The organism is Natrinema soli, assembly GCF_028618695.1.
Map to the genome: position 1 here is coordinate 1 of NZ_JAQIVI010000132.1, position 15,734 is coordinate 15,734.

A 15,734-nucleotide genomic window follows, 5' to 3' on the forward strand; every position below is an offset into this window, starting at 1 on the left:
ACGTGACCGAACGCGACGTCGCCTTCGAGGACGTCGACGTCGAGAAAAGCCAACTCAACGAGTAACGCCTGTCGTCCGGTCGTTATGTTTCTAGTCAGTACGTTCCAGTATCTCGTTCTGCTCGCAGTCAGATCGTATCCCTGAATCCAGTGACGGAAACCGTCTTCTACCCATACACGAGACGGAGTTCGATATCGTTGACTGCCTCGAGTAACGGTTCTGTGAGATCCGTCTCGATACGAGCTTCCGTAAGGCGGTTTGCGGCACCGGCTATCGTCACGCCGGCGACTGGTCGTCCATCGTTGATAACCGGTGTCGAGATCGCGTGAAGTCCCTGCAGATCCTCCTGAAAATTCATCGCGTATCCTCTGTCCCTGATCACCTCAAGTTCGTCGAACAGCGTTTCACGGTCGGTAATCGAGTTCTCTGTTTGCGCTGGGAGCCCGTGATGGTCGATGATATCTACGACTTCGTTTTCGGGAAGGTGTGCAAGGATCGCTTTCCCAGCGGAGTTCGCGTGAAGATTGACGCGCGTACCGATCGTTGAATCGAACGTGAACGAGTTGTTGTGTGCGACACCGTACACGAACACCCCCATTCCATTCTCGTGAACAATGAGCCACACAGCCTCGTCGATATCAAACGCTAACTTGTCGATTCGCTCCTTTGCAGCGTGATAGACGTCATACTGGTTTCGAACGTGAATTCCCGTACTGAAAAACTGGAGTCCGAGACGATACTGCCCGCCTTCATTAACGACGTAATCGTTGTGCTCGAGGCTTACAAGATGTTTATGTACCGTACTCTTTGCCAGATCGAGGCGGTCTCCAAGTTCCGTTACCCCTGCACCGTTGGTCTGTTTGAGTGATTCGATGATAGTGAACAGCGTTTCGTCCGATTTGATAGAGCGTCCATCATTGGGGGGAGTTTTCATACAATTTCTACAGTGGAGTTCATTATAAGTGCTTTCCACGCTATCTCGAAGCACCGTATGGAAATAAACTGGCTGTCGTTCCCTCACATGAAACGCAGTCTGGCTATTTCGATTCGCCAATAGAACTGGGGATAGACAACCGTAGGGATGAAAATGCGCAGTATCATACATACTTACCACATAATGTCGAATATATCGTATTATCGCTCAAATTCTACTCAAGGGTTAAAAATACTAGACTCGCGTGACAACTATTATCGCGACGGCCCGTGTTTCATATCATCGAACGGAACTCAATGTGCTATACAACCCAATTACCGGCGAAAGAATTTGCTCAGATGAACGACTCGCGTCTGGAACGGTATACCGAAGTGGGATGTCGGGGTGGTCCGAGAGGTTTACTGTGATATTGGTTGGAATTCGTGCAGCGACGAATTTGACGGGTAGATCGTCGCTTACGTTCCGTTCGACGCGTGCGACGAATGGTGGGACAGACACGAGGTCACCGAGGCCCAAATCGACAGTCTTCTCGTATCGATCACCGTAGCAAATTCGAGTCTCTCCGCTCAAGATGTAGTCAGCGGTCACCGTTTTACGTGGTGATGGGGTTCGGAGTTCTCTCCCGGTTCGCCAGTGACTCGTCCCAGCCAGCTCTCGTCTGACCCGGTTGTTTCGGAACCACTGCCTGCTACGCGGGGTACCCCATCGGTCTGTGCGATATCGCCAGTAGTCTCGTCAGCGTGGATTGCTGTTAGTTCGTCAGATAGTAATCGTCGTATTGTACTTCCGTTGCTTACACTGGGCTGGTTGAAGCATAGGTGATCATCAAATCCGTCCTTTTTCCGAGTTCAGCCCGAATTGCGGTCCTTCGGACAGCTCGGTTCGACACGTTCTGGACCTGTTGGTAGGTCTCTTGGAACCGACGTAAGCTGTACTCGAACTGCACATATTTGACTGAGTCATACTCGGAGTCGACGGTTACTGTTATCTGTCTCGTCCAACGTCGTTCCATGATCGCGGCCCTATTGATGTGAGAGAACTCGTGAACAACCCTTCAAATGAATCACCCACCGAGTTACCAGAACCAGGTGAGGATAGACGGACAAGAGGCGCTTGTAGAGTACTTCGCGAGTTCACGTGGCGAACAGGATCTCGAGCACGAAATAGAACGGGCAGTTGGGTCAAGGAACCAGGTCGCCTTCATCGGCCACCAAACCCGTTAGAACGGGTACTCTCGTGACTCGTGCTGGAGCGAGATCCACTTCTTCTCGGTGACTGCCTCGAGAAAGTCCTCGCTGTTGTAGCCGCCGACGCCGGACGCGCCAGTGCCGCCGAAGGGCACGTGAGCCTCGTCGTTGATCGGCTGGTCGTTGACGTGGACCATCCCGGTGTCCAGACGTTCCGCGATGGTCTTCCCAGTGCCGACGTCGCCGGCGTGAACCGAGCCCGAGAGTCCGTATTCGGTCTCGTTGGCCAACTCGACGGCCTCGTCGATGTCGGAGAACGGGATGACAGGCGCGATCGGTCCAAAGTGTTCGAAGCAGGCCGCGGACATGTCGTTAGTAACGTCGGACAGTACCGTTGGTGCAACGACCAGCGACTCCTCGACACCGTCGATCGGAACGGTCTCGCCGCCGGTTTCGAGGATGGCACCCGCATCGATCGTCTCCTCGACGTACTCGAGCATCTCCTTGAGCTGAGAGTCGTCGATGATAGGCCCGACGACAGTCTCGGCGTCGTGAGCGGAGCCGACAGGGAGGGACTCGGCGCGTTCAGTGAGCCGTTCGACGTACTCATCGTAGACGTCCTCGTGGACGAGATGACGGTTGATCGAGATACAGACCTGGCCTTGGTGGACGAAGCTGCCGAAGGTGGCGGCGTCGATGGCCGCCTTGAGGTCTGCGTCGTCCGTGACGATGTGGGCATTGTTGCCGCCGAGTTCCATCGCCGCCTCGGCGAGATTCTCGCCGGCTGCAGCAGCGACCTGGCGGCCGATAGGCGTCGAGCCGGTAAAGGAAACGACGTCGCTCTCGGGGTGACTGGCGACAGCGTCGCCGATTTCGGAGCCGCGACCAGTGACGACGTTGAGGACACCGTCGGGGAAGCCAGCCTCCTCGAAGAGCCGGGCGAGGAGGAGTCCCCCGACGACCGGCGTGTTCGTCGACGGTTTGAGCACAACGGTATTACCGGCGGCGACCGCGGGTGCGACCGCGCGCATCGAAAGGTTCAGCGGGAAGTTCCACGGTGAGATGACCGTGACGACCCCTTTCGGCTCGCATTCGACGATGTTTTCTTTTCCGGGAATGTTCGAGTGGCTGTGTTCGCCTTTCATGCGCCGCGGGAGCGTCGTGGCTTCAGCGATCTGATCCTCCGAGAGGTGGACCGAGGTTCCAGCCATGATTTCAGAACCGCCGGCCTCAATCGTCAACAACTCCATGATCTCCTCATTATGGCGCTCGTGGACCTCGAGGAGTTCCTGAACGAGCCCTTCGCGGCGGGCCAGCGGGGTAGCCGCCCACTCGTCCTGTGCGTCGGCTGCGGCCTCGTAGGCGGCATTGACGTCATCTTCGACGCCCGCGGGAACACGCGTGACGGTCTCGCGTGTCGACGGATCTTCGACGGCGATGGTCTCCCCGCCAGCAGAGTCGATCCACTCGCCCCCCACGTATAGTCGGTCCCAGTTTCCGTCGATACTGTACGATGACTGACGCTGTTGTGCCATATGTGCGCATTCGGCGTATCGATAATCAATCTTTGGAAACGTTAACTGCAGCGTGTGCCGTTCGAACCGTCAGTGGAGCTGTCGCCGACACGCCGCTATCGGTCCGACTCCGATCGGAGAGGAACGATGCGAGAACGACCGTCGCGATAGCGTACATCTATGGTTCATTGAAACGGATTTTATTTTATCAAAAGAATATTAGATCTCGAGGGACAAGAGAACGGTATGAGTTCAAATGACGGTTCGCGACGGATTCAGTCCGCCGACCGGGTGTGTGACATATTCGAGCAACTTCGATCAGACGGCGATTCGACGGTTTCGGAACTGGCGTCGTCTGTCGACCTCAGTCCCGGGACGACCCACACCTACCTGGCGACCCTTGAGTCACGGGGGCTTATTCGAAAACGTGAGGGTAAGTATCGACTCGGGCTCGAACTGCTCCCGTACGGAGAGCACGTTCGGCACCAGAACGCCCTGTACAAGGCGGCGACGGAGGAGATCCACCGGTTGGCTCACGACAGCGGCGCTTGCGCCCACCTGATGACGGAGTACCAAAACCAACTGCTGGTCCTGCAGGAGGTCTACGGTGAGAAGGCGATCGGCACGACGTTCCACTCACAGAAGCTTGAACAGCCGCAGAAATCCTTCCACTGTACCGCGGCCGGGAAGTCGATCCTCGCACACTTACCGGACGACCGCCGTCAGGAGGTCGTCCAGGAGCACGGACTCAAAGAGTTCTCCTCCACAACGATCACCGACGAACCTGTGCTCATCGAGGAACTCGAGACGATCGAGGAACGGGGGTTCGCACTCAATGATCAGGAACACATGCAGGGCATCCGCGCCGTCGGCGCCCCCATCCAGTACGATGACGAGAGGATCATCGGTGCAATCAGCCTCTCCGGTTCCGCGAGCAACTGGAGCGGCGACCGGTTCCGTCGAGACCTCCCTGAGGAAGTGATGCGAGTCGCCAACGCGATCGAAGTAAATCTCCACTCTGCAGGGCATTCCGCGGCCCGAGGATGATTTGACCCTTTCAAAAGACTGCTCGCCGTTCGCGGGCAGCGTCGGGGACGCGGCAGTTTGAGCGGAGGACTGCGCGAAGCTATTACAAACGTATACATGTAATATTCATTCGCCGTCTCGGGTATGGTTGACAACGCTACTGTATTTGACCATATCAAATAGAGGGGCGCCAGCCCCGGATATATTAGTATCCTTTTCCGGAAATATTCTCTCTAACACATGGATATATATTCTTCTGCCGGGCTCTCTTGAGACGAAATGGCATCAGAGATGAGTCAGCCGAGACAGGAGGATCTAGAACAGTATCACGTCATTGACGGTGACTGCCACTACATGGAGTCGTTCGAGGACGTCGCGGAGTACATGGAGGAGCCTTGGAAGACGAAGTACGAGAAGAGCAACTTCGACGAGAAGGGGGCGAAACAGAACCTCAGTTCGTTCTTCCCGTTCTCAACTGGCGACCGGCAAGCGTACGGAAAGATCGAGCGCGAACACTCGTCGTACCCCGATGCGCCCGAAACGCCCGAACGAATTCGGGAAGGAATGGAGTCGATCGGCGTCGACGAAACGCTGCTGATCTCTCACCTGATCCTCTCCGGCGCCGCAACGACTGCCGATGACACCCGTCAGAGCGCCTTCGCAAAGGCGTACGTCGAGTACATGCTCGAGGAGGTACTCGACCCCGACGAGGGAATCCATGGGCTCGCACCTGTCCCCTATAGTGACCTAGACGCCTCCATGGAGATCCTCGACCGGATCGAAGACGAGGAAGCGTACGCCGGCGTGTGCTTCGTCACCGCCGGTGCGACGCCGCCGCTCGGCAATCGAAAGTACGATCCGCTCTACGAGCGCTGTGAGGAACTCGGCCTCCCCGCGGTGTTCCACACCGGCGGCGCCGGCCTCGACGAGTACGTCCGCGCCGGCTACCAGGAGATGATCGAGACCCACACGCTGGGCTTCCTCGAGTCGAACATGTCCCAGATCGTCAGCCTGGTCTGTCAGGGCGTTCCAGAGAAATTTTCCGACCTCGACATCGTGTTCATGGAATCGGGCGTCACGTACCTCCCCGGCCTGATGACACGTCTCGACGAGGAGTACCTCAAGCGGCCCGAAGAGGCGCCCTTGCTCGAGAAGAAGCCCGGTGAGTACATTTCCGATTTCTACTACGGTACTCAGCCCCTCGAGGTGTCGGCCGAACCGAGCTACCTCGAGGACTGTTTCGACATGATCGGGACGGACAGTCTGATGTATGCCTCCGATTACCCTCACTGGGACTACGATCGACCGACAACGGTCATCGACCTGCCCTTCCTCTCGGAGGACGAAAAGACGCAGATCCTTTCGGAGAACGCCAAGGAGGTATTTGACCTATGAGCGGCACGGAACTAATCGAAGTAGGGGCCGACGCCGAGTTCGACGACGGCGATCGCGAACTCGTTGAGGCAAACGGCATCGAGGTAGGCGTTATCCGAGCCGACGGGGAGTACTACGCAGTCCAGAACCGGTGTCTCCACGACTGCGGGCCGGTTGCCGAGGGGAACGTCGGGGAGAAATTGGTCGGCGAGTTCGTCGAACCCGGAAAACGCGTCGACAAGAGCTTCGACGAGGACGAGCTCATTATCTCCTGTCCATGGCATGGGTGGTCCTACGACCTCGAGACGGGTGAGCAGCTCGCCGACGATAATATCGTCCTCCCAACCTACGACGTCGTCGTCGAAGAGGGGATCGTCTACGTCAACGTATAAAGAGTGCTATCGCCGCTGAATTGCGGGAGATACTGCAAGTGGTAGCTGACCATCCGTACCGATCTCGCCGACCGCGCTTCCTGATAACGGAAAATAGCACCATTAACCGTTATCTTTATACTTGATAGAAGCTACCATGTAGCTATGTTTGGAGGTCAGAGCTGGGAGAACGATGAGCACGCTTCCGGTGAATCGGTTACTCCGGAGACGAAGTCGATCGAAGACATAACTTTTGTCGATACGGGAGTGGGACCGACACTGAAGTTTCTCATCGCGTTCGTAACCGGTGCGTTCGTCTTCCTATTCCCGATTCAGTGGGAGGGACAGACGACGATTCCACTCGACGTCATGATGACGCTTTTGCAGGAGTTCTCAATGCCGCTCGTCGAGGCGTACACGCTACTGTTGTTATTACTGGGCGGGGTCCTAACGACGCTCTCTGAACTACACTACCGCGGGATACAGACTGTAAGCGAACGAACCGAAACGTTGCTCGAGCTCGACTACTGGCGAACCTCTATCCTGTTCTGGGCGCTTCGCCTCGTCGGGTCCGCGCTTGGCGTGGCGATCTTCTTTGGCATCGGTCCCGAGTGGATATTCGCCGATCCAATCGTGGAAACCGCGTGGGGTGCGCTCGCGATTACGGTCGCGCTCGTGATTTCGCTGGGCGCAATCTTCGTCAACCTGCTCGCCGAGCTCGGTGGGCTCCAGTTCATCGGGACGCTGGCCCAGCCAGTCATGCGGCCGCTCTTCAACCTTCCCGGCCGATCAGCGCTGGACAGCGCGGCATCGTGGCTCGGCTCGTTCAGCGTTGGCTACTACCTCACGCGTAACGTGTTCGATCGCGGCGGCTACAACAAACGCGAGGTGTTTGTGATCTGTACCTGCTTCGCAACGGCGAACCTGGGAACGGTCGGAGCGGTTTCAGCTGTGCTCGGAATTCTGCATCTCTTTCCGATTGTCGTCTTCCTGTACCTCGTCGCGACCCTCATCGTCGCTGTGATCCTCGTCCGGCTCCCGCCACTCTCGACGGTGCCCGAGGAGTACATCGCGGAACCTGATCCCGAACCGCAGTTTACCGGGAGCGTCGGCGAATATTTCCGATTCGCATTCAACGAGGGGGTCAAAACCGCCGAGAAGGGCGATTCGATCATCCGAACCTCGATTGTAGGGTTCGTTGACGGTACGAAACTGGCTGGAATGATCATTGGGACGATCGTAACGGTTGCGATGGTCGTGCTTCACCTCGAGCAGAACACCGAGTTCTTCGTGTATATTTCGGCTCCATTCGTACCACTCATGAATATTCTGGGGATCCCGGACCCACAGCTGGCCGCAACAGGGATCATCGTCGGCGGTGCGGAGTACTTCATCGGCGCGACAATGGTCGTTGAAGCCGACACCGTTACGCAGGTGTTCGTTGTGATTGTTACGAGCGGGCAGGCGATATTCTTCGCTGCTACGGCCCCGATGATGGTCGATATGTTCGACGACATTCCCATGCGGTTCCGTGACCTGTTCGTCCTGTTAGTCCTCCGCACTGCTCTTCTCATCCCTATCGCCGCAGTTCTCACTCATGTCGCCGTACTTATCGGAGCGATCTAGTCCTCGAGAACGGTATCTCTCTCAATCGATATTCAGGATACAGTCCATCAGCGCGGTCAGAGCCACGAGGGAAGAGCAGGAGAGCAGTGCGATCGTCAACCCAACTTCTGAATTCGGGTTAGTAGGGATGGGTGGACTTGCTATATTAGATGTTAGAATATTCTACTCATGGGCTGTTCCTAAACGCAGTAGGTCATCTCATTCTTGCATTATGGAAAGAGTTCGAAGATAACTTGATCGTGGTTCTGAACGGGGCGCCGTACTTTCAGGCGTCGGCCGTCACGGACCTGGCAGCCCGTGACGACCTCACCTTCGTCACATTACCAGCATATTCTCTTGGACTAAATCCGGTCGAAGAATGCTGGAGACAGTTCCAATCAGACTTCGGAATCGGTTCTTTGGCTCACTTTCCAAACTCACAACCGGATTGATACTGCTCTTGATCAGCTCTCTATACCAGAAGCAAGCAATTATCTCTAATGCGTACTATAGTTTCGAATGTTCCGTCTGGGGTAAGAACCAGCCCCGTGCGGATCTCGAGGTCGACACACCGAAGATGCTTACAGCCGTCGTCTGGCTGACGTTGCTCGAAATCCGGACAAGCTACACGTCTTTCCCTCGACGTCGACGTTGTAGGTGTTTCTGCTCTCACTGATAACCTCGTAGAGGGAACCCACCGTGGCGAAGCGGATGTCCATCTCCTCGCTCAGTGCACGGCGGGTTCGCGGCTCGTCGATCGAGAAGCCACCGGCCTCGAGTGGAGCCGGTGGTGCTGGTGTCTCGCACTGATCGTTGAACGCATCACGGCGATTTCGCTCTTGGCCACAGTTTTGACAGCGCCAGTATCGTGTCCGGTACTTGGAGCAGTCGGTAAGATCGATTTCGGATGGTGTCGGTTCTGTTCCTGGTAACCACTCATCGATCACGATCAGTTCGTGTCCGTTCAGTCGAGCGACGTCACCGGAATACCTCTGCTCTCGGTCACTGGTCTCTCTGTGCTCGTGATGGATCGGTCGATCTGTCTCATAGGTACTCTCGAGGCACTTGTCGTCGCGTCTCACCCGTCAGGCGCGAAAAACAAGCTTTCAGGTACTTGGTGGTGGAGAGATTTGCTGTATGGGGATCTCAGTCCCGGTTTGTTCGAAGCAGCACCCCGAGACCGTTCAGTACCTCACAGAAATGGTCCTGTCCCTCGCTGAGGGATATTCTTAAGCGGGACGATAGCAAAGATTGGAAGTACAGAGTCGAGCAGTTTACTGAAACACTGGAGACGATTTTCTGTTTCACGGTAGCTGTGGTCGTTTTCAAGGCGATACCAGTGGATGACGACGTGTTTCCAGCGGGCGAGTCTGTTGGTGGACTCGCTCGCGTTCGTTCCCAATGCTTGTTTGACCAGACGCTTACACGTCCTCATGAAGCCGAGGAGATCTACTTCGACCATATTTGTCTTCCTCAGCTTTGTCCTTACCGATGTGACGGTCTATCCCGCCGCTGCACCTGTCTTCAACAAAGCAGGAAAGACTAAGGGTTGGGACAAAGATACGCAAGTATGACAGACATCCATCGGATCGAACATGCTCGAATCGGTGTTGAGGATTTAGAGGCTGCGGTTTCTTTCTATACGGACGGACTCGGTTTAGTAGAATTCGAACAGAAAGACGGAGTTGTCTACCTCGGTTGCGGGCGGGATGACAACTACGACGTGGGACTTATTGAAGGAGAGACGGGGATCGAACACTTTGCTGTTCGTGCAACGGATGCCTCCGTGGTTGAAGAATATGAACAACGACTCGAAGGTGCTGATGTCTCTACTGAACGAACAGATGGGAACGAACCTGGGCAGGAAGCTGGGGTTCGTTTTTCACTTCCGAGCGGAGTTGCGATGGAAGTTGTCGCAGTCTCCGACGACAAGTACCAGCATTTCGAGGAACCGAAAGTTTCCCGTGGTGGCCAAGCTCCAGCAGATGTGAACCACATCCAGTTTTTGACTCCCGATGTCGTCGCCGATATGGAGTTCCTGCGTGACTCTGTTGGGCTGAAAATCTCCGAGATCGCGGGCTCACCCGATGATCCTGAAATCGCGTTTGCACGATGCAAGACCTTTCATCACGACGTGGCATTGAAGTCCTCACAGGCTTTGGGCGAGACGGACAATACGAGCCTTCACCATCTCGCCTTCGGCTTTGATTCGGCAGACCATCTCGTGAATTTCATCGATAGCGCAGTGAATGCGGGTTGCGAGTTCGAGCGGGGAATCGGACGGCATCACGGTGGGAACAACATCTACGCCTACATCTGGACACCTGGGGGAAATCGTCTCGAACTCAACACACAGATGGCGACACTCACCCGAGAGGAACCAGAAATCTCTGAGGACTACGAAAGCGCCACAGTTGCATGGGGACCTGACGCACCAGAATCATTTACGAAGGGTTCAGGATTGCTCCACAAGAAGTGACTCCTACTGATCGATACTTACGCACACCTACCTAACGACTGTTTCAGCGGGAAAGGTAGCGAGCCAATAGAATTTCAACGAGCCATATTTCATCGTCTCCACGAAAATCGTCCTCGTGAAGACCGATGTGGAACAGACAACCTTCATTTCCGTGTAGTCCGAAGAATCACGTCAGCTATGGATTTTATTAATAGGGAAGGAAGGAATAATTCAATTCGGCAGTCATTATATGACACTCTCGTTGAGTTTTAATACGGTCTCCATATAGCTACTGGCCCACACATCGACCAATTCGAGTTGCTTCGGGCGATACGCAGGTTTCAGTTCGCTTCGAGTGGAATAATATCGTGCTCTCATGCTGTAGCTATCACTAATTTGACCAGGATATCCATCTACGGAATGTATAAATATCGACTGTTTCTCAATTATACCTGATTAGAATCATTCCTCGGATTGAAGGTAGTTTACGAAAGATCTGTAGACTAGCGCTTGAGAGTGCTATTTGGAGAGGGTACTACGAAGAAAACGAATCCAATTTTGAGTGCTATTCTATCTAGCAATAATCTTTTAAAGAGCTTTATATGGATCTTAAGTCATTTCCTAGCCGGTATTCTTGAGAAATACATTTTAAAAACAGTAATATCCTTCACTATATAATATAACTCTCATATATGCTAATGTACATCTTTGAGTAGCGTTCGCCAACTGATCCCACCGGTGCGGTCTCGAGCGGGCACCCCAACGGATTCGACCGCCGGACAAAAGTCACAGCACGGGCCATCAACGGCATATTTACAATCATATGGTTGTGATTATCTGGAGTCGATACTAGCGGCTTCGTGGTGGGTTTCACTTACCAGCTTCACGCCCCATTCCTCCGTTCTCATGCGAGCAAAGCGTCAGTAGTGTCGATTCCAGTATTGTACAAATACTGTGTCTCTGGAACGGATGGATGAGCCCCCTAAATTATATAGGGGAGAATATTGTATGGCATGTCATGTCAACACAGACAAGGAGTATTAAAACGGCACAAAATATTTTTGCTATTCTGGAATCGATAGCGGAGAGAAATCAGCCGACCTGTACGGAACTTTCCGAGGACATTGATCTGTCCGTTAGCTCTATCTATAACTACCTCAAAACGCTGGAAAACGAGGGCTACATCGTTGAGAACGATGGTAGATATCGACTCAGTTTAACGTTCCTCAAGTACGGTCGGATGGTTCGAAACTCGTACCCGGTCATGCACGCAGCGATCGAACCGGTAGACCTGCTGGCGAAGGCGATTGACGAGTACCTCTCCGTCTTTGTCAGAGAGAAACACAGCGCCGTGATGATCCACGAGGCGAATAGCTATTTCGCCGTGGAGACGCCAACGCGATTTCTCGGCGAACCGTTTCACCTAACGAGATCCCCGCAAGGGAAGGTCATCCTGGCCCATATGCCGGACGAATTTAGACGAAACATCCTCGAGATGGACGATCTCGATACGCAACGTCGGGACGAACTCGAGCAAGAACTCGAGGCGATCACGAATCAGCGACTCCTCGTCGACGACGGGCAGACACACGAAAATATCTGGGCGGTAGCGGCTCCCGTAAGGACGGGTAGCGAAATTTATGGCTCGCTGATGATCAGTACGATTCGCCACCGGCTGGTCGACCAGCAGGCGCGGACTGAACTGTCGGACCTGCTTGATCGGACCGTACAGGAAGTCGAGCACCGACTGGCGAAGTACGACTTCGATGATCTGTATACAACGTGGTAGTCGGGTCAGTCGAAGTGGCTTTTCGTGTGTCGTTCGGGTCCGAGTTCACCAGTAACTTTATTGCCAAGTACGTCGACAGACACTGGTGGACGATGCCATGAGTGAGAACAACACACATGAATCGGCAGTAACGGCAGAGACAGCAGAAACGGACTACGATGCGATCGTCGTTGGTGCCGGCTTCTCCGGCCTCTACCTGCTCCACCGCCTGCGAGACGAGTTCGGTCTCTCGGTTAAGGTAATCGAGAAAGCGGACGATGTCGGCGGCACCTGGTACTGGAACCGGTATCCCGGCGCTCGTTGCGACAGCGAGAGTCACGTCTACTGTTACTCCTTTAACGACGAGATCCTGGAGGAGTGGGACTGGAGCGAACGATATCCCGAACAACCTGAGGTCCTCGAGTACCTCAGATTCGTCGCGGATCACCTCGACTTGCGACGGGACATCGACTTCGAACGAGAGGTGACGTCGGCGGTCTTCGACGAAGCTGGCGGCCGATGGGAGATCACGACCGATGACGGCTCACAGGAGACCGCCCGGTACTTCGTGTCGGCGGTCGGCTGTCTCTCCAAGCCGTTCATCCCCGATTTCGGCGGCGTCGATTCCTTCGAAGGCGACTGGTACCACACCGGAAAATGGCCTCACGAGCCAGTCAGCTTCAGTGGCAAGCGGGTCGCAATAATTGGGACGGGCGCAACCGGCATCCAGGTCATTCCGGAAGTCGCACCGGAAGCGGGCGAGCTAACCGTCTTCCAGCGGACGCCAAACTATGCCGTTCCGGCACGGAATCGGCCGCTCGATGACAAGGATCGGGAGGAAATCAAACGAAACTACGACGAGATTCTCGAGAAAGCCCACAACTCCGGCTTCGGCCACCCCTTTGAGGCCGCACACGAAACTGCAGAAGGACTCTCTAATGAGGAGGTCGAAGAACTACTGCAACCCCGCTGGGAGGAAGGCGGCTTCCGGTACATGCTCACGTTCGGCGATCTCATCACTAATCCGGAGACAAACGAGTACGTCTCCGACTTCATTCGCGACAGGATCCGCGAGACGGTCAACGATCCGGAGCTCGGAGAGAAGCTCGTGCCAACGGATCACTACTACGCGACCAAACGCCCGCCGCTTCACACGAACTACTACGAGACGTTCAACCGCGACAACGTAGACCTGGTCGACGTCCGCGAAACACCGATAGAACGGATCACGCCGGAGGGGGTTCGGACGACCGATGCCGACTACGAGTTCGATACGATCATCTACGCGACCGGGTTCGACGCGATGACGGGAACGCTGCTACAAATGGATATCCGCGGCCGAGACGGATTGACGTTGGAGGAGAAGTGGAGCGACGGACCGAAGACCTACCTCGGCCTGTCTGTCCACAGCTTCCCCAACATGTTCACGATTACCGGCCCGCAGAGTCCGTCGGTGCTGAGCAACATGCCGGTCTCAATCGAACATCACGTCGAGTGGGTCTCCGAGACGATCAAGTCGCTCGTCGACCGGGATGTGCCTCTCATCGAACCGACGAAAACCGCAGAAGACGCTTGGACTGAACACAACCGACAGGTCGGCGAGTCGACGTTGTACACCGAAGCTGACTCGTGGTACATGGGCGACAACGTTCCCGGAAAACCCCGCGTCTTCACACCGTACGTCGGTGGTGTCGACGTCTATCACGATACGATTCTCGAGGCCGCCGAAAAGGACTACGAAGGTTTCGAACTGACCGAGTCCACCCAGGATCTCGGACGACAAGGAGAGCAACCTCGGTTGAGCGTGATGGAAGGCGATTAATCGGCGAACTCCCCCTACTGCCCGTTTTCTGGTCTCACTTCGAGTGGCAGTACCACTGGGTTCGAGTCAGTGTGTACAGTGGACGGTCACTGATCCGACGCATAGCACAGGGGTTCGAGAAACGTACCGACTACAGCAGTACCCATACCGAGTCGGATCGAAGATCGGGAGATTCTCGTTCGAGATAGCAGCCGGCTTGAGCAGTTCATTCCCGGTCAGACTGCTGGTATCGGCCCCCGATTGGCACTGGTGTAACAGTTCGTACTACTGTGTACCAACGCACACCTAGCCGCGACAGCGTTGACAGTGATCGGATCTCATCGCGATACCGAGCGATTTACACTCGGCACAGGTTACTTCGCCGCAATCTGCACATTCGAAGCCGTTTGTGGTTTCCGTAATCGGAGCGCCATTTTCGAGAACGGTACTGCTACAGATATGGCATACTGTCGCCATATATTGACATCATCATAGATCCATATATACCTTTCCCCGAGACTTGAACAGCCCGATGAACGCGTGACTCTGGCACTACGCCAGTAACCCGGATCGAACCAGTCAACATCAACAGTCTTCCTGCGGTCCAGCGGTGGTATCCGCCGACCGAGGAGACAGCGACGATTGGTATTTTATATGACGGATCAACACATTTATTGTGAGGGGTGTTGACACTCCACAGTGATGTCCTCGAAGACACCGGCAGAAGTGACGGCTGCGGACGAACCACATCAGGAAATTTCGGGGCTCCTTGAGCAGATGGGAGCAGCCCCGGCACCGACGTTTAACTCGCTTTCACCGGAGGGTGCGAGAGAAATGATCAACGCCATGTTCCCGACATCGGAGGAGCCAGAGCCCGTCGGAGACACGATGGATCTGAAGATCGGTGACGAGGGAATCCCGATCCGCGTATACATTCCGGAAGGAGAAGGCCCCTACCCAACGTTCCTGTATCTCCACGGTGGCGGCTGGGTCGTTGGCGATATCGACCTATACGATGCGACCTGTCGGGCGATCACCAACGAAGCTGACTGCATGGTCGTTTCAGTTGACTACCGACTCGCACCCGAGTACGAGTTCCCGACGCCGGTGGAAGACTGTTACACCGCCGCTGAGTGGGTGCTCGATACTGCGGAACCGATGCAGATCGATACGGACAACGTCGCAATCGGGGGCGATAGCGCGGGTGGGAATCTCGCCGCGGCCGTCACACTACTGGCTCGCGAACGCGGTGGGCCGTCGTTCGACCATCAGGTGCTCATCTACCCCGTCACGGACCACGAGTTCGACACCACGTCTTACCAAGAGAACGCTGAAGGATACCTCCTCACGAAAGCCGACATGGAGTGGTTCTGGGAACACTACCTCAGAGACGATATCGACGCGATGAGTCCGTACGCATCGCCGCTGAAAGCCGAGAGCCTTGAGGGGCTTCCGTCTGCGACCGTCGCTACCTGCGGGTTCGATCCCCTCTGTGACGAGGGTGCCGCGTACGCGGCCCGCCTCGAAGACGCCGGCGTGGACGTCACCCATCACCACTACGACGACGCGATCCACGGGATTGTCCAAATGCTGGTCGAACCGATGAACCTGACTCGAGGCCGCGAACTCATCGGCGACGTTGCGACCGATCTGCAGCGAGTGTTCGACTGAATTGCTGCCGATAACCGGCAGCCTT

At 55.3% G+C, this 15,734-nt stretch carries 10 protein-coding genes and 3 pseudogenes; 10 read left to right on the forward strand and 3 right to left on the reverse strand.

The features are described from left to right. Positions 1 to 166: 166 nt before the first annotated feature. Complete coding sequence (locus PGX04_RS08660; protein WP_273738134.1) at positions 167 to 1,021, reverse strand: IclR family transcriptional regulator; 855 nt, start codon at positions 1,019 to 1,021, stop codon at positions 167 to 169. Positions 1,022 to 2,153: 1,132 nt separating this feature from the next. Continuing rightward, entirely contained in the window at positions 2,154 to 3,656 is a 1,503-nt protein-coding gene (locus tag PGX04_RS08665) for an aldehyde dehydrogenase family protein (protein WP_273738135.1), read from the reverse strand. Between the two features lie 225 nt (positions 3,657 to 3,881). On the opposite strand from PGX04_RS08665, the gene PGX04_RS08670 reads away from it, so the two are divergent. From PGX04_RS08670 to PGX04_RS08690, 5 genes and pseudogenes are all read left to right on the forward strand, one after another. Beyond that, positions 3,882 to 4,682, forward strand: coding sequence for an IclR family transcriptional regulator (locus tag PGX04_RS08670; RefSeq protein ID WP_273738136.1), 801 nt, complete (start codon positions 3,882 to 3,884; stop codon positions 4,680 to 4,682). 270 nt (positions 4,683 to 4,952) lie between these two features. Continuing rightward, on the forward strand, positions 4,953 to 6,056 hold the full coding sequence (locus tag PGX04_RS08675; protein WP_273738137.1) for an amidohydrolase family protein: 1,104 nt from the start codon (positions 4,953 to 4,955) through the stop codon (positions 6,054 to 6,056). After that, positions 6,053 to 6,427, forward strand: coding sequence for a Rieske (2Fe-2S) protein (locus PGX04_RS08680; RefSeq protein ID WP_273738138.1), 375 nt, complete (start codon positions 6,053 to 6,055; stop codon positions 6,425 to 6,427). The genes PGX04_RS08675 and PGX04_RS08680 overlap by 4 nt, the downstream gene beginning before the upstream one ends. A gap of 144 nt (positions 6,428 to 6,571) precedes the next feature. Next, the gene (locus tag PGX04_RS08685) at positions 6,572 to 8,032 is read left to right on the forward strand and encodes a YjiH family protein (RefSeq protein WP_273738139.1); all 1,461 of its coding nucleotides are present in this window, start codon (positions 6,572 to 6,574) and stop codon (positions 8,030 to 8,032) included. Positions 8,033 to 8,226: 194 nt separating this feature from the next. Next, positions 8,227 to 8,512, forward strand: a pseudogene (locus tag PGX04_RS08690) (transposase); the annotation flags it as partial. On the opposite strand, the pseudogene PGX04_RS08695 reads toward PGX04_RS08690, so the two are convergent. Continuing rightward, a pseudogene (locus PGX04_RS08695) lies at positions 8,484 to 9,093 on the reverse strand (hypothetical protein). The pseudogenes PGX04_RS08690 and PGX04_RS08695 sit on opposite strands and share 29 nt — an antisense overlap. A 488-nt stretch (positions 9,094 to 9,581) precedes the next feature. On the opposite strand from PGX04_RS08695, the gene PGX04_RS08700 reads away from it, so the two are divergent. The 5 genes and pseudogenes from PGX04_RS08700 to PGX04_RS08715 all read left to right on the forward strand — a co-directional run bounded on the left by PGX04_RS08700 (position 9,582) and on the right by PGX04_RS08715 (position 15,709). After that, positions 9,582 to 10,490, forward strand: a complete 909-nt coding sequence (locus tag PGX04_RS08700) for a VOC family protein (protein ID WP_273738140.1) — start codon at positions 9,582 to 9,584, stop codon at positions 10,488 to 10,490. A gap of 997 nt (positions 10,491 to 11,487) precedes the next feature. Further along, a pseudogene (locus PGX04_RS34555) lies at positions 11,488 to 11,670 on the forward strand (helix-turn-helix domain-containing protein); the annotation flags it as partial. A gap of 39 nt (positions 11,671 to 11,709) precedes the next feature. Beyond that, positions 11,710 to 12,258 (forward strand): IclR family transcriptional regulator domain-containing protein, encoded by a 549-nt coding sequence (locus tag PGX04_RS08705; RefSeq protein ID WP_273738141.1) that lies wholly within the window; start codon positions 11,710 to 11,712, stop codon positions 12,256 to 12,258. Positions 12,259 to 12,355: 97 nt separating this feature from the next. Next, positions 12,356 to 14,059 carry a flavin-containing monooxygenase gene (locus tag PGX04_RS08710; RefSeq protein WP_273738142.1) on the forward strand — a complete coding sequence of 568 codons (1,704 nt, stop codon included), beginning with the start codon at positions 12,356 to 12,358 and terminating at the stop codon, positions 14,057 to 14,059. 681 nt (positions 14,060 to 14,740) lie between these two features. Next, positions 14,741 to 15,709 (forward strand): alpha/beta hydrolase, encoded by a 969-nt coding sequence (locus PGX04_RS08715; protein ID WP_273738143.1) that lies wholly within the window; start codon positions 14,741 to 14,743, stop codon positions 15,707 to 15,709. Positions 15,710 to 15,734 lie beyond the last annotated feature (25 nt).

Coding starts and splice junctions, on each gene's coding strand:
- PGX04_RS08670 (WP_273738136.1), top strand. CDS start 3,882: ATGAGTTCAAATGACGGTTCGCGACGGATTCAGTCCGCCGACCGGGTG.
- PGX04_RS08680 (WP_273738138.1), top strand. CDS start 6,053: ATGAGCGGCACGGAACTAATCGAAGTAGGGGCCGACGCCGAGTTCGAC.
- PGX04_RS08665 (WP_273738135.1), bottom strand. CDS start 3,656: ATGGCACAACAGCGTCAGTCATCGTACAGTATCGACGGAAACTGGGAC.
- PGX04_RS08710 (WP_273738142.1), top strand. CDS start 12,356: ATGAGTGAGAACAACACACATGAATCGGCAGTAACGGCAGAGACAGCA.
- PGX04_RS08675 (WP_273738137.1), top strand. CDS start 4,953: ATGAGTCAGCCGAGACAGGAGGATCTAGAACAGTATCACGTCATTGAC.
- PGX04_RS08715 (WP_273738143.1), top strand. CDS start 14,741: ATGTCCTCGAAGACACCGGCAGAAGTGACGGCTGCGGACGAACCACAT.
- PGX04_RS08685 (WP_273738139.1), top strand. CDS start 6,572: ATGTTTGGAGGTCAGAGCTGGGAGAACGATGAGCACGCTTCCGGTGAA.
- PGX04_RS08700 (WP_273738140.1), top strand. CDS start 9,582: ATGACAGACATCCATCGGATCGAACATGCTCGAATCGGTGTTGAGGAT.
- PGX04_RS08705 (WP_273738141.1), top strand. CDS start 11,710: ATGGTTCGAAACTCGTACCCGGTCATGCACGCAGCGATCGAACCGGTA.